Below are 20,227 nucleotides of genomic sequence, written 5' to 3'. Positions count from 1 at the left end.
CCATGGCCGAAATCAAACGCGCTGCGCTCTTTGGCAAGCTCAACAAACTGGGCTTTCGCGCGCTGGAAAGCGCGAATACGTTTTGCCGCCTGCGCGGGAATCCGTATATCGAGCTTGCGCACTGGTTCCACCAGATCCTGCAATTGCAGGACTCGGACTTGCATCGCGTCGTGCGCCACTTCGGGATGGACCCGGCCCGGCTCGCGCGTGACCTGACCGAGGCGCTCGACCGCCTGCCGCGCGGCGCGTCGTCGCTCGACATTTCCTCGCAGGTGGAGGAGGCGGTGGAGCGCGGGTGGGTGTTCGGCTCGCTCATGTTCGGCGAGTCGCAGGTGCGCACCGGGCATCTCGTGGTGGGGCTGCTCAAAACGCCGTCGTTGCGCAACGCGCTTTATGGCATTTCGCGGCAGTTCGAGCAGGTGAAGCTCGAAACGCTGTGCGACGAGTTCGACAAGCTGCTCGGCGACTCCCCGGAAGCGGCCATGAGCGCGAACGATGGATTCCGCGCCAGCACGCCGGAAGGCGCCGAAGCTGACGGTACGGTGCCGCCCGCCGCGATGGGAAAGCAGGAGGCGCTGCGCCGCTACACGACCGATCTCACGGAGCAGGCGCGCAACGGCAAGCTCGACCCGATCGTGGGCCGCGACGAGGAAATCCGCCAGGTCGTGGACATCCTCATGCGCCGCCGCCAGAACAACCCGATTCTCACGGGCGAGGCCGGCGTCGGCAAGACGGCCGTGGTGGAGGGCTTCGCGCAGCGCATCGTGGCGGGCGACGTGCCGCCGACGCTGCGCGACGTGCAGTTGCGCACGCTCGACGTCGGCTTGCTCCAGGCGGGCGCGAGCATGAAAGGCGAGTTTGAGAACCGGCTGCGCCAGGTGATCGAGGAGGTGCAGGCCTCGGAAAAACCGGTGATCCTCTTCATCGACGAAGCGCATACGCTCGTCGGCGCGGGCGGTGCGGCGGGCACGGGCGACGCCGCGAACCTGCTCAAGCCCGCGCTCGCGCGCGGCACGCTGCGCACCGTGGCCGCCACGACGTGGGCCGAGTACAAGAAGCACATCGAGAAGGACCCGGCCCTCACGCGGCGCTTTCAGGTCGTCCAGGTGCCCGAGCCCGACGAAGAAAAGGCGATCCGCATGATGCGCGGCATCACCTCGACGATGGAGCAGCATCACAAGGTGCAGGTGCTCGACGAAGCGCTCGAAGCCGCCGTGCGTCTTTCGCACCGCTATATTCCGGCGCGCCAGTTGCCCGACAAGTCGGTGAGCCTGCTCGACACGGCGTGCGCGCGCGTGGCCGTGAGCCAGCACGCCACGCCGCCTTCAGTCGATGACGCACGCAAGCGCATCGGCGCGCTCGAAACGGAGCTCGGGATCATCGCGCGCGAGAAGGCCGTGGGCATCGAGACGGCGGAGCGCGAGTCCGCGGCCGCCGAAAAACTGCTGGCCGAGCGCGCCCGTCTTGCGGAACTCGAAACGCGCTGGGAGAAGGAGAAGGGGCTCGTGTCCCGCATCCTGGCGTTGCGGGCCCAGTTGCGCGAGCAGACCGGCAAGGTGGAGGGTCGCGCGGACGACAAGGCGCAGGCGGGTGTCGAAGCCCAGGCGGACGCCGGGCCCGATGCCGAAGCGTTGCGAGCCGAACTGCGCGAACTCCAGTCGGCGCTGGCGAGCCACCAGGGCGAGGATCCGCTGATTCTGCCGACCGTCGATCGTCAGGCCGTGGCCTCGGTCGTGCAGGACTGGACCGGCATTCCCGTGGGGCGCATGGTGCGCAACGAGATCGAAAACGTGCTGAAGCTGGCGGAGAACCTGAACCGCCGCATCATCGGCCAGGGCCATGCGACCGAGATGATCGCGCGGCGTATCCAGACCTCGCGCGCGGGCCTCGACAATCCGAACAAGCCGATCGGCGTGTTCCTGCTGGCGGGCACGTCGGGGGTCGGCAAAACCGAGACCGCGCTCGCGCTCGCCGAAGTGCTCTATGGCGGCGAACAGAATGTCATCACGATCAACATGAGCGAGTATCAGGAGGCGCATACCGTGTCGTCGCTCAAGGGCGCGCCGCCCGGATACGTCGGCTACGGCGAGGGCGGTGTGCTCACCGAGGCCGTGCGTCGCCGCCCGTACAGCGTCGTGCTGCTCGACGAGGTGGAGAAGGCGCACCCGGACGTGCACGAAATCTTCTTCCAGGTGTTCGACAAGGGCTGGATGGAGGACGGCGAAGGCCGCGTGATCGACTTCAAGAACACGCTCATCCTGCTCACGACCAATGCGGGCACCGACCTCATCACGAATCTTTGCAAGGACCCCGAACTGATGCCCGGTCCGGAGGGGATCGCCAAGGCGTTGCGCGACCCGCTCTTGAAGGTATTCCCGCCGGCGCTGCTCGGCCGCGTCGTGACGATTCCGTATTACCCGCTCTCGGACGAGATGCTGGGCGCGATCATCCGGCTACAGCTCGGGCGCATCGAAAAGCGGCTGCGCCTCTCGCACAAGGTGCCGTTCGTCTACGACGAGGACGTCGTCAAACTGATTGCAAGCCGCTGCACGGAACTTGAGAGCGGCGGCCGCATGATCGACGCGATTCTCACGAATACGTTGTTGCCGCGCGTTTCAACCGAGTTCCTCACGCGCATGATGCGCGGCGAGGCGGTGAAGAAGGTGCAGGTTGGCGCTCACGAAGGCGAGTTCACGTATACGTTCGACTGAACCCGCGGCGCTTGCCGCGAAACTTGCGCGAAGGAGGATAGAGATGCCGCAACAGGTCAGCATGGGGGCGACGCTTCAGTGCTCTTTCGGTGTGGCGCCGTCGAGCCTCGTCGTCCTGCCGGTGAACGAGGTCATGGGCGAGGGGCCGCCCGCCGCGAACATCATGGACCATATTCCGATGGTCAACATCATGCCGTTCGACGTCTGCACGTCGCCCGCCAATCCTCAGGTGGCGGCGGCCACGGCGGCGGCGATGGGCGTGCTCACGCCGCAGCCCTGCATCCCGGCGACGTACTCGCCGTGGGCGCCCGGCGCGCCCACCGTTTTACTCGGCAATCAGCCTTCCCTCGACAACGTGTCGACCTGCATGTGCAACTGGGGGGGCGTCGTCACGATCGTCAATCCCGCCACCGTGAAAACCATGATTCCCTGATATGCCCGTAGACCGTCATGTCACTGTCAAATGCTCAGGCGCGAGCGCCGAACTCATGCTGCTGCGCATGGTGGGCGGCGATGAGCTCGGACGTCTGAGCGAGTACCGTCTGGACCTGCTTTGCCTGTCGGGCGGCCTCACGCCCGGCGAGATGCTCGGGCAGGACCTGTCGGTGGAGCTGACGCTGCCATCGGGGCCCACGCGCGAATTCAACGGGATCGTCACGATGTTTCGCATGTCCTCGGCGGGCAAGGGCATCTACGGCAGTATGAGCCGCTACGAAGCGATCGTGCGGCCACGGCTTTGGCTGCTGACACGAGGCTCGCACTACCGTTTCTTTCACGAAATGACGGTGACGGACATCGTCAAGACGGTGCTGGACGAGTACCAGGTCGATATGGTCAACCGCTGCACGACGACCTATCCGAAACGCGAGCATTGCGCACAGTATCGCGAGACCGATTTCGCGTTCGTGAGCCGGCTCATGGAGCACGAGGGCATCTACTACTACTTCGAGCACGAAAGCGGCAAGCACACGATGGTGCTGGCCGACTCCGGCGACGTGCACACGCCCATTTCGCACTATGATGCGATCGCCTATGACCCGGCCGAAACGCCGTGGAAGGAGCGCGAGTGCATTTACCACTGGCGTCTCGGCGGCGAACTGCAAACCGGTTTCTACGAGACGAACGACTACGACTTCCAGAAGCCGTCTGCGAGCCTCCACCAGGGGCTCAAGTCGCGCGCGACGCGCACGCAGCCCTACGATCCGGCGAGCTACACAGGGCAGGAGCATTTATCGGGCTATACGGAGGCGAGCGAGGGCGACCGCTACGCGCGCGTGGGCGCCGAGATTCACCAGTCGCGCAACGAGATCGTCGAGGGGCGCTCGACGGCGCGCGGCGTCTGGCCCGGCGGCCTGTTCCGGCTGAACGGCCATCCCTCCGATGCGCAGAACGACAGCTATCTCGTGGTGAGCGCGAGCTACGAGATCAATTCGGACACCTATGTCTCGACCTTCGCGGCCGGCGCGCAACCCGCTTTGTTCGACTGCGCCTTCACGGCGTTGCGCAAGTCGAATCAGTTCCGCTCGGCGCGCACGACGCCCCGCGCGGTGGCGAGCGGCCCGCAAACGGCGGTCGTGGTGGGAGAGAGCGGGGCCGAGATCACGACCGACTCGTATGGCCGTATCAAGGTGGCGTTCCATTGGGAGCAACTGATGCCGGCGTCGCCGACGAAATCGGACATGAACCGCTGCTGGGTGCGCGTGGCGCAGGGGTGGGCCGGCAACCAGTGGGGGGCGTTCTTCCTGCCGCGCATCGGCCACGAAGTGCTCGTGGAATTCATCGAGGGCGACCCGGACCAGCCGGTCGTGACGGGCAGCGTGTACAACGCGAGTCTCATGCCGCCCTACAAGCTGCCCGACGATTCGGCGGTCTCGACGATCAAGAGCAACAGCACGACGGGCGGCGGCGGCTACAACGAAGTGCGCTTCAAGGACGCCAAGGGCAACGAGCAATTGTTCTTTCACGCCCAGAAAGATCACGAAACGTGGGTGATCAACGACTCGCTGATGAATGTAGGCAACGACCGCCATCTCAAGGTGAAGGTGGACGAACACGTCTCGGTCGGCGGCAACCGTCACGATCACGTGGTCGGCAATCAGAACGCGCAGGTGGACGGCAACGCGTCGCTGACCGTCAAGGGAGATCAGCAGGAGCAGGTGAGCGGCAACTACGCGCTGTCCGTGACCGGCAACATTCACCTCGCGGCCAGCGGGTCGATCGTGATCGAAGCCCAGACGGGCATCACGCTCAAGGTGGGCGGCGCGTTCGTGGTGATCGAACCCGGACCCGTTTCTGTACAGGGCACGCCGATCCAGTTGAACTCGGGGGGCTCCGCCGGCTCGGGAGCGGGGGCGTCGCCCACTGCGCCCGTCGATCCCACGGACGCCGACGATGGCACGAAGAAAGTAGACTCGTAGAGAGGGCGTGGCGCCAATGAGCCAATACGGCAACCAGGGTACGGGGATGCAAATCACGAATCCGCTGCTCACGCTAAGCGTGGCGAAGTACAACGACGAGCCGCTTGCCGAGCCGATCACGGTGCGCTTTGGCCCGGACGGCGGCACGATCGGCCGCGCGACCACCTGCACACTCGTGCTGCCCGACCAGCAGCGCGCGATTTCGCGCGTCCACGCGCGCGTGGAATGCCGCGGCGGCGACTATCTGTTGTGCGATCTTGGTGCGAATCCCAGTGTGTTGAACCGGCGTGCGTTGGGGGGCACCCGTGAAGCGCGGCTCACGCATGGCGACCAGTTGATGATTGGCGCGTACCTCATTGAAGTGGCGCTCGTCGAAGGCGGCATGTCGGGCGACGCGCGGCCGTTCGGGCACGATCCGCTCGCCACGGCACAGGTGCTCGGCGGCGCGGCGCAAAGCGCGCCGGACGCGGGCCTGCCCGGTAGCCCTCTTGGTGCGGCCGGCATGGGCGGACTCGACGCGCTCGGCCAGGCGAGCTTCGGCGCGAGCGAGCGCATTGCGGCGAGGCCCGGCTTCGCGGGGTCGGAGAGCGATCATGTTTCGCCCGAGTTGCAGGCATTCGCGCCGCCTACGCTGACTGCATCGCCGGCTTCGGCGCACGCGGCCAGCTGTATTCCCGCCGACTACGATCCGCTGGCCGATGCGCTGGCGCAGTGGGAGTCGTCGGGCGGCACCGCGCAAACGCCAGGGCCATTCTCGCCGACTGGCCAGGCCGCGTTGCCTTCGGTCGTGCATGCGCGTATTGCTGCACCGGTGACGCCAGCGGCCGCGCCGCCGCTCGATCCGTTCGCCGCGCCGTTCACGAGCGCTGCGGCCCCGGCGCCTGGCGGGCCCACTGGCTTGCCGGCGGGGCTGCTGGGCGATCCGGTCCCTGGTGGGGCTACGCCGTTCGACGATCTGTTCTCTCCGGTTGTACCGGTGGTCCCGAGCGCGGCGCCTGCGCAAGCACGCGTGAAGCTGGACTCGGGTCCGCCTGAAGCCGCCGACGTGTTCGGCAAGCGGGCACTCGAAGACGAGCCGGATCGCGCCCCGGCTTCCAGCCCCGCCGCACGCGAAGCACCAGCCCAAAGCCCGGCGCAACCGCCCGCGCCGGCCACATCGCCTCAACCGTCGTCCCAGGGCCGACCGCTTGCGTCCGGGATCGATGAAGGCGTGCTCGCCGCGCTCTACGAGGGCCTGGGCCTCGATCCTGCGCGCACGCCGAACCTGCCCGCCGCCGATTTCGCGCGCCTCGCCGGCATGATGCTGCGCGAGTCGCTGCGCGGCACGATGTCGGTGCTGCGCGCGCGTTCGATGACCAAACGCGAGGCGCGGCTCGGCACGACGGTGATCGTCGAGCGCGACAACAACCCGCTGAAGTTCTTCCCCGATGTCGACAGTGCGCTCGCCCAGATGCTAACGGGCCGCACGAGCGGCTACCTGCCGCCGGACGAAGCGGTTGCGCGCGCGTTCGTCGACATCGAGTCGCATGAACTCGCCGTGCTCGTGGGCATGCGCGCGGCGCTCGCCCAGGTGCTCGCGCGCTTCGATCCGGCCGTGCTCGAAGCGCAGCTTGCCGAGCAGGGAGTGCTGGACCGCGTGCTGTCGAACCGCAAGGCGAAGCTGTGGGACCGGTTCGTCGAAATGCGCGCGGGCATCGTTCGCGAAGCCGAGGAGGATTTCCAGAAACTCTTCGGCCAGGCGTTCAACGAGGCCTACGAAGCGCAGGTTGAAGCGATGCATCGTGCGCGCGATGCGGCGTCCAAGTCGAAGAAGGATCCCACCTGACCCATACGAATACGGGAATAACGTGTCCTGGAACAGCAAAGTCATCTGGTCGGAGGGTATGTTCCTGCAACCGCAGCACTTGCAGCAACATGACCGCTATCTGCAAACGCAGCTCGAAATCCGCGCGGGCGGCCTGCGTCCGTGTGCGTGGGGCTTCGCGTCGCTCGACATCGACGAGCAGGCGCTCAAGCTAGGCAAGCTCGCGCTGCTCTCGTGCTCGGGCGTCTTCGCCGACGGTACGCCCTTCAACCTGCCCGCCGACGATGACCTGCCCGAACCGCTGGACATCCCGGAAGGCGTACGCGGCCAGCTCGTGACGCTCGCGCTGCCCGTGCGCCGGCCCGGTGTGCCGGAAACCGCGAATGGCGAGACAGAGGAAAACTTCGCCCGTCACCGCAGGACGGAGATCGATGTTGCCGACAGCAACGACGCCAACACGATTCCGGCGCTCGTGCAGATCGGCAAGCTGCGCGTGCGCCTCGCGCTCGAGCCCGATGTGCTGAACGCCTATACGACGCTTGGCGTGGCGCGCGTGATCGAGCGCCAGCCCGACAACCGCATCACGCTCGAAGCCGACTACAGCCCGCCGTGCCTCGACTACCGCGTGGCGCGGCGCCTCGGCGCGTTCGCCGACGACCTCGTGGGCCTGCTGCATCAGCGCGGCGAAGCGCTTGCGGCACGCCTCGTGCAGCCAGGCGTGACAGGCGTCGCGGAAGTGGCCGACTTTCTGTTGCTCGAAATCATCAACCGCAACGAACCGCTTGCCGCGCATCTCTCGACGATCACAGGGCTCCACCCCGAGGCGCTGTATCGCGTGGTCGTGCAACTGGCGGGCGAACTCGCCACCTTTAGCCAGAAGACCAAGCGGCCGCCCGCTTATCCCGTCTACCGCCACGATCGCCTGAAGGAGACATTCGCGCCCGTGATCGACGACCTGCGCGCATCGCTGAGCATGGTGATGGACCCGCATGCGGTGCCGATCCCGCTCGAGGAACGCAAGTTCGGCCTGCGTGTCGCGCTCGTGCCCGACAAGAACCTTTTCGCGGCGGCGACGTTCGTGCTTGCCGTGCGCGCGCAGATGCCCGCCGAAGCGATCCTTTCCGGTTTCGCGCCTCAGGTGAAGATCGGACCCATCGAGCGCATCCGCGACCTCGTGAACCTGCAACTGCCGGGCATCGGCTTGCGGGTGCTGCCCGTGGCGCCGCGCCAGTTGCCGTTTCACGCGGGCTTCACCTATTTCGAACTCGATCGCGGCAACGAACTGTGGAAGCAGTTCGCGACGTCGGCGGGCATGGCGCTGCACGTCGCGGGCGAGTTTCCGGGCCTCGCGATGGAATTCTGGGCGATCCGCCGCTGACGCCTCGCGCGCGGCCACGCCACCGATTGAGGAGGACGTGCATCGTGGTCCAAGATGAATCGCGTGGCGCCGGTGAAGATCCCGGCGCCACGATACTGATCCCGACGCCTGGCGGCGCTCGCGCCGCCTTTGTGGCTGCGGCGTCGGCGGTCGCGCCCATTCCGGCCGGCGCGGGCGGCCTCAATCCGCTTTTGCGTGCCGCCAATCCGCTCATCGATCTCGCGCTGCCGCTGCGCCACCTGCCGACTCACCCGGATCTCGAGCAGTTGCGCACGCAACTTATTCAGATGATCCGCGTCTTCGAGACACAGGGTCGCGCAAGCGGCTACGACGACGAGAAACTTGGCGCTTCGCGCTACTGCCTCTGCACGTTCCTCGACGAAGCGATCGCGAGCACGCCGTGGGGGGCCGGTGCGTGGGCGAGCCACAGCCTGCTCGTGACCTTCCACAACGAGGCGTCGGGCGGCGAGCGCTTCTTCCTGATCTTGCAGCGTCTCGCACAGAATCCGGCCGCGAACATCGACGTGCTCGAACTGATGTACGTGATGCTGGGCCTCGGTTTCGAAGGGCGCTACCGGCTCATCGACGGCGGGCGCACGCAGCTCGACGCGGTGCGCGAACGGCTTGAACAGATGATCCGCGCGCAGCGCGGCGCAGCCGAGCGCGACCTCTCGCCGCAATGGCAGCCCGTGAAGTCCGAACGCAAGCCGCTCCTGCAACTCGTGCCGCTATGGGTCGCGGCGGCCGTGGCATGCGTGCTGCTCGTGGTCGTCCATCTCGTGCTCGCGTTCCGGCTGAACGATGCATCCGATGCGGTGTTCGAGGCGCTGCATGGTGTTCGTGTCGCGCCCCCGCCGGTGCTCGCGGCGAAGATCGAGGCCGCGCCGAAGCTTGCGCCCAGGCTCTCGCAGTTCCTCGCGCCCGAGATCGCCCAGGGTCTCGTGACCGTGACCGAGAAGCCGGACCGCACGATCGTCACGATCAACGGCGACGGACTCTTCGCTTCGGGCAGCGCCGAGCTTGCATCGACCTACCTGCCGCTCATGCAGCGCATTGGCGACGCACTGAAGTCCGTGACAGGCAACGTGGTCGTGACGGGGCATACCGACAATCAACGGCTCATGTCGGCGCGCTTCCCGTCGAACTGGCACCTCTCGCAGGCGCGCGCGCAAACGGTGAAGGACCTGCTCGCCGCCCGCACGGGCATGCCCGCGCGCTTCAGCGCGGAGGGTCGCGGCGACACCGAACCGGTGGCGCCGAACGATTCGGCGGCCAACCGGGCGCGCAATCGCCGCGTGGAGGTCGAGATTCTCGCGCCGGGAGCCGCATCGTGATGACGACCGCACCGATCGGAACAGAACGAGGGGCTCGGCCATGATCAAAAGGCTCGTCAACCGGCTCAAGCGCCGGATCGTGCTGTCGCTGCTTGGCGTGATCGCGCTGGCGCTGATCGTGTGGATCGAGGGGCCGCTCTTCGCCTGGGCGGGCAGCGCGCCGCTCGAATCGGCCACGAGCCGCTGGATCGTGGTCGCCGTCCTGCTTCTGCTGTGGGCGCTGTACTGGTTCGCGCGCTGGCTGCGCGCGCGGCTCGCCAATGTCACGTTTACGCGCGTGGTGACGCAAGGCGCGGATCAGGCCGCGCCCGGCAAACAGGAGTCGGATGCGGACGTCGCCGCGCTGCGGCAACGCTTCGAAGAGGCCATGGCGATCCTGCGCAAGTCGCGCGTGAAGGGGCGTTTTGGCAGCCAGTACGTGTACCAGTTGCCGTGGTACATGTTCGTCGGCGCGCCGGGCACCGGCAAGACCACCGCGCTCACGCATTCGGGGCTGAAGTTTCCCCTCTCCGCCCAACTGGGCAAGAACGTGGTGGGCGGGGTGGGCGGCACGCGCAACTGCGACTGGTGGTTCACCGACGAAGCCGTGCTGCTCGACACGGCAGGCCGCTTCACCACACAGGACAGCTTCGCCGCCGCCGATCAGGCCGCGTGGAGCGGCTTCTTGCAGTTGCTGCGCAAATACCGGCCGCGCCGGCCCCTGAATGGCGTGATCGTCGCATTGTCGGTGCACGACTTGCTGCAATTGTCGGATACACAGCGCGCATTGCAGGCCAATGCCGTGCACGAACGGCTGAAGGAACTGTACGAGCGGCTTGGCACGCGTTTTCCCGTCTACGTGGTCGTGACGATGTGCGACCTGCTGGCGGGATTCGTCGAGTTCTTCGACGATCTTGGACGCGACGAGCGCGAGCAGGTGTGGGGCGTGACGTTTGCACTCGACGAAAATGGCCAGCCCGGCGACGTGCTCGCGCAGTTCCCCGAGCAGTTCGACGCGCTCGAAAAGCGCTTGCAGGCGCGCGTGCTCCGTCGCATGCAGCAGGAAACGGATACGCGGCGGCGCGCGCTCGCCTACGCCTTTCCACAGCAGTTCGCGGGACTGCGGGGGGTGCTCCAGACATTCCTGAACGAGGCGTTCAGCTCGTCGCGCTATGAGCAGCCAGTGTTGCTGCGCGGCGTGTATTTCACGAGCGGCACACAAGAGGGTCGTCCGATCGACCGTGTCATGAGCGCCGTTGCCGTCGCGCTCGGTTTGCAGGCGCAGGTCGTGCTGCCCGATGCCGCGGCCGGGCGCGCCTATTTCATCACGCGCCTCCTGCGCGACGTCATTTTCCAGGAGGAGGGCCTGGCGGGCACGAACCGCCGGCTCGAGCGGCGCCGGGCATGGATGCAGCGCATCGCGCTCGCTGTGATCGGGCTCGCAACGGTGTTTGCGCTCGCGGCGTTTTTCGTCAGCTATCAGCGCAACGTTGCGTATATCGGCCGCGTGGATCAGCAGGCGAAGTCGTTGCAGCAGCTCGCCCAGGGGGCTCAGGCGAGCGACAATCCGCTCTCGCTGCTGCCGCTCCTGAACGCGGCGCGCGACCTGCCGGGCGGCTATGCGCAGCGCGATGCGAGCGTGCCGTGGCTTTCGAGGGTCGGGCTGTGGCAAGGCGACAAGCTCGGTGTCGAGGCGCAGTCGGCGTACCGGCGGCTGTTGCGGCAAACGCTCTTGCCGCTCGTCGTGCGCCGCATGGAAGAGGAGCTGCGGCGCGGCGACGCGAACAATCCGGACTATCAGTACGAGGTGCTGCGCGCTTACCTGATGCTCGGCGACCCGACCCACTACGATGCCGACGCAGTGCGCCTGTGGGCGGACGTGGACTGGCAGCGCGGACCGCTGCGCGACGCCACCGATGCGCAGCGCAACGATATCGACGGGCATCTGGCCGCGCTGTTCGAGCCGGCATTCTTCGACCCGTCGCTGCCGCTCGACAAGGACCTGGTCGCGCAGGCGCGCACGAATCTCGCCAGGATGCCGCTCGCGCAGCGCATGTTCAACCGGGTCAAGCGCGATCTGGACGCTGAAAAGCTGGCGGGCTTCAGCGTGGCGGGTGCGGCCGGCCAGAACGCCTCGCTCGTGCTCGCGCGCAAGAGCGGTGCGCCGCTCACGCGTGGCGTGCCGGGGGCCTATACGCGTGCGGGCTACCGCAAGTTCCTCTCGCTGCGCGACGCCGCCGTGCTCGACATCGCGCGCGACAACTGGGTGCTCGGCCGCGACGAGCAGGTGCTCACGCCGCAGGCCGCCGAGGACGTGAAGAGCGCGATGACGCAGCTCTACTACGACGAGTACATCCGCGAGTGGGATGCGTTGCTCGGCGACATCGACGTCGTGCCGTTCGACGGTATCGACAAGGGCGCGCGCGTGGCCTATGCGTTGGGCAACGCGGATTCGCCGCTGCGGGCGGTGATGGTCGCGGCCGCGCAGGAGACCACGCTCGGCAACATCGGCGATGTCACACTCGCGGCGCAGGCCGGCGCGGTGCTGGGCGGCAAGATCGACGCGATGAAAAAGCGGCTCGAATCGGCGCTCGGCAATCAGCCCGACGACAGCGGCGCTGCGCCCGCGCCCGCGCAGGTCAATCCGGTTGACGCGCACTTTCAGCCCTTGCACGACCTCGTCGGCAAGCCCGGCGCGCAGGGGCCATCTCCGCTCGATACGCAGCTTGCGGCGCTCAAGGACGCGGCCACCTACCTTCAGGCCGCCGACACGGCGCGCCGCCAGGGCCTCCCGCCGCCGCCCGCCGATGCGATCAGCAAGCTCAAGCTCGCCTCGCAGGGCGCGCCCGCGCCGCTTGCGGCGGTCGTAAGCGACGTCTCGACGGGCGCGACGGCACTCATGGCGGGCGGCGAGCGCGCGCGGCTGAACGCGCTGTGGCTCGCCAATGTCGGGCAACTTTGCAAGCAGGCGCTGGATGGGCGTTATCCGCTCGTGCGCGCCTCGACGCGCGATGCCACGCCCGATGACTTCGGCCGCCTGCTCGCGCCGGGCGGATTGATCGACGACTTCTTCCAGAAGAACTTGCAGAACTACGTCGACATGTCGGAACCGACCTGGCGCTGGCGCCAGGGCTCGGAATCGATTGGCATTCCAGACGATGTGCTGTTGCAGTTCCAGCGCGCGGCACAAATACGCGACGCGCTGTTCCGCGCGGGCGGTCGCGATGTGTCGGTGCGCTTTACGGTCAAGCCGGTTGCGATCGACCCGTCGCTTACGCAGTTTACGCTCGACATCGACGGCCAGCAGTGGGTGGCGAAGCCAGGAGCTACCGAGGGCATGGGTTTCCAGTGGCCAAGCGGCAAAGGCACGAACCAGACCCATGTCGAATTTACGCCGCCCGGCGGCGGCAGCGCACCACACGCGGACGGACCGTGGGCGCTGCTGCATCTGATGGACACGGCGAACCTTCAGCAGGCCGGTCAGCCGGATCGGTTCAGAATGAGCTTTGTTTCGGACGGTCGTCGCGTCGACCTCGAACTCGACGCGAGCAGTGTGACGAACCCGTTCCGGCGAGGCGTGCTCGACCAGTTTCGGTGTCCGGATCATCTATGAGCGCGCCAGGTTTTTTCGGCAAGGTCCGCACGCATGGCGATTTCGTGACGCGGCGCCTGCCCGCGGCGTTCGTCGATCCTTGGGATCGCAGCCTGCAAGCCGGCATGCTGCACGCGCGCGCGTGCTTCGGTCCGCAGTGGCTGCCGATCTACCTGAACGCGCCCCTGTGGAATTTCGTGCTTGCGCCGGGTCTGTGCGGTGCGAGCGCGTGGGCGGGCGTGTTGATGCCGGGTGTGGATCGCGTGGGGCGGTATTTCCCGCTCACGATCGCAATGGCGTACGAAGGCGACGCGCTCGCCACGTGGCTGAACGTGGCGCAGGCCTGGTTCGATACGGCCGCCCAGTTCGCGCTTTCCACGCTTGCCGCGGATTTCCAGCTCGAAGCGTTCGACACCAGCCTCGTGGCGCTGAATGGCATGCAGCAGGTGAGGGCAGATGCGCAGGCGGCGCCGTGGCGCATGGAGTGCGCCCGTGCGCCGGATAGCGGGGCGCCGTTCGGCGAGTCCCTCGCGGCAGGCATCGCGCCCGGCACGAGCGTGTGGTGGACCGAGGGGGCGGATGAGGTGCCCGCGACGCTGCGCGTCGGCGCGGGCCTTCTGGATGGACCGCGTTTCGCGGATCTGCTCGATCGCGCAGACGCGGCGTGGCAAACGGTGGTGCCGCTGCGGCGCGCGAGCGCGCAGCGTAACGGGAACGGACGTATCGGAGATTAACCATGTCAGGCCTCATGCAAACCCGGCTTTTGACCTCGCGCCGTGCGTGCGCGCTCTCACTCCTCTCCAGCATCCTCGTGGTGGTGAGCGCGGCTTACGCCCAGACGGACGTGATGAAGGAAAAAGACATCAACGAGCAGTCGATTACCCATGCGCTCACGCCGCCCGCCTCGACAGGAGACGTGCTCACCCGCGGCTTCGTGTTGTCGAACCAGAAGCCCGGCGCGGCGGCTTCACCGGCAAGGCCGGCGAAGCCGCCTTCGGCGCAGATGCTGATCACGTTCGGGACCAATTCGACGACGCTCACGGACTCCGCTCGCGCTGCGCTGGACAAGGTTGCGCGCGCGCTGCAATCCGACAAACTGGCCGCTTACAAATTCCGCGTGGAAGGTCACGCCGACCCGCGCGGCAGCCCCGACGCCAACATGACGCTGTCCCAGGAGCGCGCGCAGGCGGTGGTGGATTACCTCACGCAACAGGACGGTATTGCGCCCGAGCGCCTGAGCGCGATCGGAAAAGGCTCGACTGAGCCGCTCAATGCGCGCAACCCGGCGGCACCCGAGAATCGCCGCGTGACGATCCTGACAGTGACCGAATGAGTGCCGCATATGACTGCCGTTTTCCGAAGGCGCGTGCGCGCTGCCAGTCTCGTGCTGGCGTGCGTGTTTTGCGGTGCGTGGGTGGGCGTCTTGCCGTCGGCCGGGGTGCAGGGCGCGCAGCAGGAGTCCTGCGAGCCAGCGCTCGCCGTGCAGCGCGTGCCACTCGCGCAACTCGAAGCGTCGTTGCCCGAGCAACCCAGGTTGAAGCTCTTCGAGATCACCGACCAGCCGGGCCTCTACGTCATGCACGCGCCGAGCCTCGCGGTGCAGGGCGCCATGTTCTCCCGTATCGTCGCGTTGACCGAGCGGCGCGACATGCCGCGCGACCGCGTCGTGACCATGAACGCGGTGGCCGTGAACGCGAAACGCTTTGGCGAGGATCCCGCCGGCCTCACGGCCGGCAACAACTTCAGCACCGCGCAGATCGCGAACTTCTTCGAGGTCGCGCGGCGCCAGCACGTGAGACTCACCGACGGCGAACGTTCGCTGCAAGACACGCTGGTGCGATGGAGGCTGATACGCGAGGAGAACGGCATGTGGCGCGCCGCCTCGAAGCGCGATTTTCTCATCACGATTCCGGCGACTGGCACGGGCCCGGCGGGTGAGGTCATCGATCCGGCCGTGCGCGCCGCGATCCTGAGCCACGAACTGGGGCACTGGCGCTACTTTTCTGACCCAGACTACGCGCATGCGTGCCGTACCTTCTGGTGGCATCAGTTGAGCTACACCGAGCGCGCGGCGCTGACCCAGGAACTGGCGGGCATGGGCTACGATCCGAGCGATCGCATCGTGATAGACGAACTACAGGCTTACTTGCTGCATACGCCCGCGCCTTATATGCCGCTCATGGATCTACCGGGCGCGGGGGGCGTGGACATTGCCCAGGTGAGGCGCGGGCTGGAACAAAGCGTGCGGAACCCGCAGCCCTAGCTTTTAGCGTTGCCTGTGGCGAGCCGGCTCATTTCGGTCATTTGCCTGATAGCCGATTCTGTTGCCGCAACGAACTGTGACGAGAGACGGATTGACTCCAGAACGTGGCGGGGGTCCGGCGTATGCATTCCCATGCTGACCCTGAAGAAGTGTGTGGCGTGGCTGCGCGCGTGATGGTGCATACGCACGCGCTTCGTGTCGATGAGCCTTGGATTACCGAAGATTCTTGAGAGTGCCCAGGAAAGTGCGCCGTCCTCGCCGCCGTGTTGACGAAAGAATTCGTCCATCGGGAAGCCGGCCATCGCGAGATAGACCGCACGCCGAATGACCAGACTGCTCGGAATGGTATTGCTGAGCGTTGCCGCGTATTTTTCGAAATCAGGGTGCTTGACGATTTCTTCGGGGAATCCAGCATATTCGACATCAAGCCGAACGGATGCGGCGTCAGGATTTTGATTGAGAAACTGGTTGGCGGCGCCGAGCGCGCCGGGGAAATACTCGTCGTCGGCGTCGACGAAGGCCAGCACCGGCTGCGACGTGTGCAACGCCGCCCAGTTGCGCGCTCGCGCGGAGCCGCCGTTGACGGGCATGTGCAAAAGCGCGATGCGGGCGTCGCGTTGCGTGTAGCGCCGGACGACCTCGGCGGATTCATCGGTCGAGGCGTCGTCCACCACGATGATCTCAGCCGCCTCCGGCTGGATCATGCAGCTTTCGAGAGTGCGCGGCAGGGTCGAGGCCGCGTTGAAGCAGGGGATGATGATTGAGATTGGTGGCATGAGGTGAACCGGAGAGTGACTCACAGGGAACAAGCAATTCGTGGCGAGGCTCGGGGCTGAGTGGGAAGTTTCACCTTGGCTCATATTCAATCTCGAGCTTGTCAAGTGGCGGATAAGGAATAACCACCACGCATTCGTCGTTCTTCATCTGCGTTATGAAGAAGTGTTTCCACATAGACTCGGAGTTATCGGCCTTTCTGAATAAAATCTCTGCCGCCAGCGAATAGTTGAGCGAGCCTTTGAATCTCACGTAGTCCGGCTTTGCTGCGCCTTCACGCAGGATGTTGACGACCGTGCCGATCGCACCGGCTTCGAGCGTTAAGGGATTGTGGGAGGGGCCGTACGCAGCCATGCCGCTTGCCGGCGCTCTTACCCGCGTATTAATGACGTTTCCAGACCATAGCTTCCAGTTCGTCCAGGCCATACGAGTCACCTTATGAGCTGACAAATCAGGACCGACCGTGGCGCTCTCACGCAACAAGAGAATGCTGGGAGCGTCGACTCGACGGATCACCTGGACTTCAGCCATTGAGTCAAATTATCATTGAAACGAGCTAACGTGCGTATTGTGCTGAGTTTAGAATACCTTCAAAAAGGGAGTGGCATGGACGTTCACTTTGGGCGTCGAATCCTTCGCCATCAAGGAATCCTTCGCTCATGCACCGATGCAGAATTAATTCAAACACATGTCGCGAAACCCGGCATGCCGGTTCTTTGGAAACGTCGAGTGATTCGGTACAGAGTCCTCAGGGTCTGGACGATATGCAAGGTTGAAATAAGCGTATTCGAAAAGACGACGCTCTGAACTGACACCGACGGTAGCCCACAATCGGCGCGCGAAGCATGAGCTCGGGGGTTAAATGGGGGACGCGACCCGTGTGACTGAAGTGAGGCGCCAACTGCTCTCGTAAGCCATCGAGCTCGAAGTGCCTATCGATGCGGCGAAACAGGTGCAGTTGCGGGACGTTCTGGTCAAGTTCGAAGCACTAGAGGAGCTTGTCTTGCACGCCACCTTGATGGCCCATCATAGCGATCCACTCCCGTCGCCCAATAATTCAAGGATAGGAAACCTGCTAGTGTTTCTCGGCAGAATCGTCCATAGGCCATCGTTCACCAGTTCTATTTCACTGCCATTCAAATGGCGACTTTGCTCAGCAAGCGACCACTGTAACCGCTGAGGTGAAACTTGAAGATTTTGGGTATCGCAGCGTCATCTTCTATCCTCTTACAGTGATCTGAAGAGTCATCTGCGGTGCATGGCTTTCTGGATCGACGACCGTTGGGGTAACTTCTGTTTTATCAACTGTTTTTGGGAGAGTGTCGTGAGTGTGCTGCATTCCGACGAATTAAGGGACGACCCGAAGCTGGAAGCCTGTGCGACTAGTCCGAGCGGACACTTGCGGGTTGGTACGCCACCGGGCCCCCATATCTTGAAGATCCAACTGGCTATCGAGCGGCTACGGCCGACAGGTCCGTCGATATCCGCTGCGGAAAAATCGGCAATGTCGTACGGTCCTACAACTGCCAGGGCGGTGCTGAACTACAAGACGACACACTTGCCGCCGATCATCAATTTCAGCTACCAGCGTGTGCCCGACGACATCGTTGGCCAAATGACGATCGTGGCCATGGACGCCGAGTTGTTGGGGTCGCCTCTTCCTACTCGAGACGCAGTTGCTGATCGCGCTCACGATGCGAGTCGGGAGGCACTTCGGTTAGCACTGAGCCACCTCAGGCTCTTGCGTACTGACATTGACTTGCTACCTGCGTCTACGGATCCGGCGTTCAGCGGTGCGTTGACAGCCTTGTTGTTTAAGCACAAAAGAAACATTGCCGTTCTAGCCAAGCGTCTCCTGCTAACTGCGGATCCAAGCAGCGGACCCTTTCGCACCTCTCTCGACAAAGTAATACTCCTATGCGAGCGGAATCTCGCCCAGCGGAAGACGATTCTGGCGGCGGGTACTACAGGCCTTTGCGATCCAGCCAATCCCCGAAACGCTCGCGGGCTGCCGCACGCCTGGACAGCAGCTAGTCAGCCCGACCCGAAAACCCACCTGTGCGAACCGTTCTTCACAAATGACCCACTCGACCTACAACGCGATGTGATCACGCACGAGTATTTCCATCTTCAAGGCTTGGATGATATTGCCGTGAACAACACGGCGGACGCGCTTCGCAATGCCAACACCATTGCGCAAGTAGTCGCATTCGTCGCTGACCGGTTCCGCCAGTCAAACTCTGACGGAAATGAGCGTGCCGTACCTCCACTTCCCGTACCGTAGCGAGCGTCGATGATTGCCCACTTCTGCGTTGCATGAGTGAGAAGAGACCGGTGCTCAAGAACGCCAGCGCAACTTAGGTTGGCAATGAAGGAAGTCAGGATGTGCCGCACTTGGAGAGTGTGCGGATTCTTGCCGCTGGTGGAAAATTTTGACATTAAACGGTGCGGTGGATTTAGAGATTTTTGATGTCCTCGTGCGCTGGTTATTGTCAGGCCGTAGAACTCGATGATTCTGTCGCCAGTTCGGTCTTGGTGCGATGCGCTCAGACAGGCCTCCCTGGCCGCCATCCACGGATAGGGGGATTTTCATCCATTGCAATTGTTTATAAAAACGGAGATATTATGATAATTAAACTTATCTCAACGTTCATATCCACTCATGCGACCAACCCAACCACGCCTGGAAGTATTCAAAGCGGGGGAAGCAAGATGAGCATAGGTGGCGGAGGTGCTCGTTGGGTCGATGTGACGTAAAAGCCGCTCGCCGGATAACGCCGCCTGCGCAAGCAGGTTCAATCGGGCAGAAACCCGGCACTGCTTGATACGACGTCGCGCCGGTGCGGTGGCATCCGCACGGGCGCGACCGTGCTTCGCCTAGAAGATGTGCCGGACACCAACGTTGCCGCCTACAGTCGTACCATGGACGCCGTACAGCGCGCTGTCGACGGCGCGCCCATCTACGTCGAGCCCTGTGTTCATGGCCCCGTGGTTGTCGACCACGCCGAGTTGCGCATAGAGCGTGGTCGCGCGTGAGAGCAGATAATTCGCGCCGATAGCGGCCAGGATCGAGTGATTGCCCGTGTCGTTGCGATCGCTCGTGAACCACGCGCCGCCATTCACGTCGAATTGCGGCAACACGAAATAATCGAGGCCGCCGCCATAGACATTGCTGCTGAATCCGCCAGCCACCTTGTAGCTTGCGAAGGATGCCTTTGCCGTCAAAGAGCCGATCTTGTATGAGGCGCCCAACATGCGGCCTATGAACGGCACGGTGGTGGGCAGCGGCGTGGCGACGGTGCCGCCGCCGTTGCCGTCGTAGAACGCGGCTTGCGCGGCTAGCGTTCCGTTGTCGTATCGCAGACTCAACGAGTACTGTCTCCCTGCACTGAAATTCCCGGCCTCGCCGCCGAGTCCGATCATGGCGCGCCCCTGGAAGCCGGCGAGAACGGGCGTCGAATACGACAAGGCGTTGGCATTGAAGATGCCGGTGCCCACCACGTTATTGAGGTACGGCACAAGGCTGCTGCCGAACTGGGAGCAGCCTCGTGGATCGAGATCGTAGAGCGCGAGAAAGAATGGCGAGTACTGAAGGCCGGTTTTAACCTCGCCGAAGCCGCCGCGCAGCGCGAGCCACGCCTGGCGGCCGAACAGGTTGCCATTTGAATTGTTGAAGCCGGCGTCCGCGACGTTCACGCCGCTTTCGAGCTTGAATTCGGCTGTGAGGCCGCCGCCGAGATCCTCCTTGCCGGCGAGCCCGAACATCGAGGGCGAAAGGCCGCTGTCCGTGACCGAAACGCGCGCGCCGTCGTTTTGGCCCGTCGCGCTGTCGCGGGTGCGGCTGGTCACGAGTACGCTGCCGTCGACGATGCCGTAGAGCGTGACGCTGCCCTCGGCATGCGCGGCTGCGTGGACACATAATAGCGCGCAGCCGCTGGCTGCGGCGCACGCTAATGAAACGCGTTTTTTCAACAT

14 protein-coding genes and 1 pseudogene are annotated in these 20,227 nt (G+C 64.7%); 11 read left to right on the top strand and 4 right to left on the bottom strand.

Going from position 1 to position 20,227, the window contains the following annotated elements:
* Nucleotides 1-2: 2 nt before the first annotated feature.
* The 10 genes from tssH to C7401_RS24405 are packed head-to-tail and all read left to right on the top strand — an operon-like array spanning nucleotide 3 to nucleotide 15,478.
* Complete coding sequence (gene tssH, locus C7401_RS24450; RefSeq protein ID WP_112173992.1) at nucleotides 3-2,711, top strand: type VI secretion system ATPase TssH; 2,709 nt, start codon at nucleotides 3-5, stop codon at nucleotides 2,709-2,711.
* A 43-nt stretch (nucleotides 2,712-2,754) separates the two neighbouring features.
* A complete protein-coding gene (locus C7401_RS24445; protein ID WP_112173991.1) occupies nucleotides 2,755-3,144 on the top strand; it encodes a DUF4280 domain-containing protein in 390 nt (129 codons plus the stop codon).
* Between the two features lies 1 nt (nucleotide 3,145).
* Complete coding sequence (locus C7401_RS24440; RefSeq protein WP_112173990.1) at nucleotides 3,146-5,128, top strand: type VI secretion system Vgr family protein; 1,983 nt, start codon at nucleotides 3,146-3,148, stop codon at nucleotides 5,126-5,128.
* Between the two features lie 46 nt (nucleotides 5,129-5,174).
* Nucleotides 5,175-6,953, top strand: coding sequence for a type VI secretion system-associated FHA domain protein TagH (tagH, locus tag C7401_RS24435; protein ID WP_258397215.1), 1,779 nt, complete (start codon nucleotides 5,175-5,177; stop codon nucleotides 6,951-6,953).
* Between the two features lie 22 nt (nucleotides 6,954-6,975).
* Nucleotides 6,976-8,310: a type VI secretion system baseplate subunit TssK gene (gene tssK, locus C7401_RS24430; protein ID WP_112173989.1), complete on the top strand. Its 1,335-nt coding sequence runs from the start codon at nucleotides 6,976-6,978 to the stop codon at nucleotides 8,308-8,310.
* Nucleotides 8,311-8,354: 44 nt separating this feature from the next.
* The gene (locus tag C7401_RS24425) at nucleotides 8,355-9,644 is read left to right on the top strand and encodes a DotU family type VI secretion system protein (RefSeq protein ID WP_112173988.1); all 1,290 of its coding nucleotides are present in this window, start codon (nucleotides 8,355-8,357) and stop codon (nucleotides 9,642-9,644) included.
* A gap of 40 nt (nucleotides 9,645-9,684) precedes the next feature.
* Nucleotides 9,685-13,236 carry a type VI secretion system membrane subunit TssM gene (gene tssM, locus C7401_RS24420; RefSeq protein WP_112173987.1) on the top strand — a complete coding sequence of 1,184 codons (3,552 nt, stop codon included), beginning with the start codon at nucleotides 9,685-9,687 and terminating at the stop codon, nucleotides 13,234-13,236.
* Nucleotides 13,233-13,949: a type VI secretion system-associated protein TagF gene (gene tagF, locus C7401_RS24415; protein WP_112173986.1), complete on the top strand. Its 717-nt coding sequence runs from the start codon at nucleotides 13,233-13,235 to the stop codon at nucleotides 13,947-13,949. Before tssM ends, tagF begins: the two co-directional genes overlap by 4 nt.
* Before the next feature lie 2 nt (nucleotides 13,950-13,951).
* On the top strand, nucleotides 13,952-14,548 hold the full coding sequence (locus C7401_RS24410) for an OmpA family protein (protein ID WP_112173985.1): 597 nt from the start codon (nucleotides 13,952-13,954) through the stop codon (nucleotides 14,546-14,548).
* Between the two features lie 9 nt (nucleotides 14,549-14,557).
* Nucleotides 14,558-15,478 (top strand): hypothetical protein, encoded by a 921-nt coding sequence (locus C7401_RS24405; protein ID WP_112173984.1) that lies wholly within the window; start codon nucleotides 14,558-14,560, stop codon nucleotides 15,476-15,478.
* Here C7401_RS24405 and C7401_RS24400 read toward each other — a convergent pair.
* From C7401_RS24400 to C7401_RS46330, 3 genes and pseudogenes are all read right to left on the bottom strand, one after another.
* Complete coding sequence (locus tag C7401_RS24400; protein WP_112173983.1) at nucleotides 15,475-16,254, bottom strand: glycosyltransferase family 2 protein; 780 nt, start codon at nucleotides 16,252-16,254, stop codon at nucleotides 15,475-15,477. The two genes, C7401_RS24405 and C7401_RS24400, sit on opposite strands and share 4 nt — an antisense overlap.
* 70 nt (nucleotides 16,255-16,324) lie before the next feature.
* Nucleotides 16,325-16,783: a hypothetical protein gene (locus tag C7401_RS44465; RefSeq protein WP_146757987.1), complete on the bottom strand. Its 459-nt coding sequence runs from the start codon at nucleotides 16,781-16,783 to the stop codon at nucleotides 16,325-16,327.
* Nucleotides 16,784-17,000: 217 nt separating this feature from the next.
* Nucleotides 17,001-17,222 (bottom strand): annotated as a pseudogene (locus tag C7401_RS46330) (transposase); the annotation flags it as partial.
* Nucleotides 17,223-17,510: 288 nt separating this feature from the next.
* Between C7401_RS46330 and C7401_RS24390 the strand changes: the two are divergent.
* Nucleotides 17,511-18,536, top strand: a complete 1,026-nt coding sequence (locus C7401_RS24390; protein ID WP_146757986.1) for a hypothetical protein — start codon at nucleotides 17,511-17,513, stop codon at nucleotides 18,534-18,536.
* 593 nt (nucleotides 18,537-19,129) lie between these two features.
* Here C7401_RS24390 and C7401_RS24385 read toward each other — a convergent pair.
* Nucleotides 19,130-20,224 (bottom strand): porin, encoded by a 1,095-nt coding sequence (locus C7401_RS24385; RefSeq protein ID WP_373864456.1) that lies wholly within the window; start codon nucleotides 20,222-20,224, stop codon nucleotides 19,130-19,132.
* Between the last annotated feature and the right edge of the window lie 3 nt (nucleotides 20,225-20,227).

The sequence above is a fragment of the Paraburkholderia unamae genome, from assembly GCF_003268775.1.
Taxonomy (GTDB): Bacteria; Pseudomonadota; Gammaproteobacteria; order Burkholderiales; family Burkholderiaceae; genus Paraburkholderia; species Paraburkholderia unamae.
The sequence above is the reverse complement of the archived record's forward strand: the minus strand, read 5'-3'. Positions and strand labels throughout refer to the sequence as shown.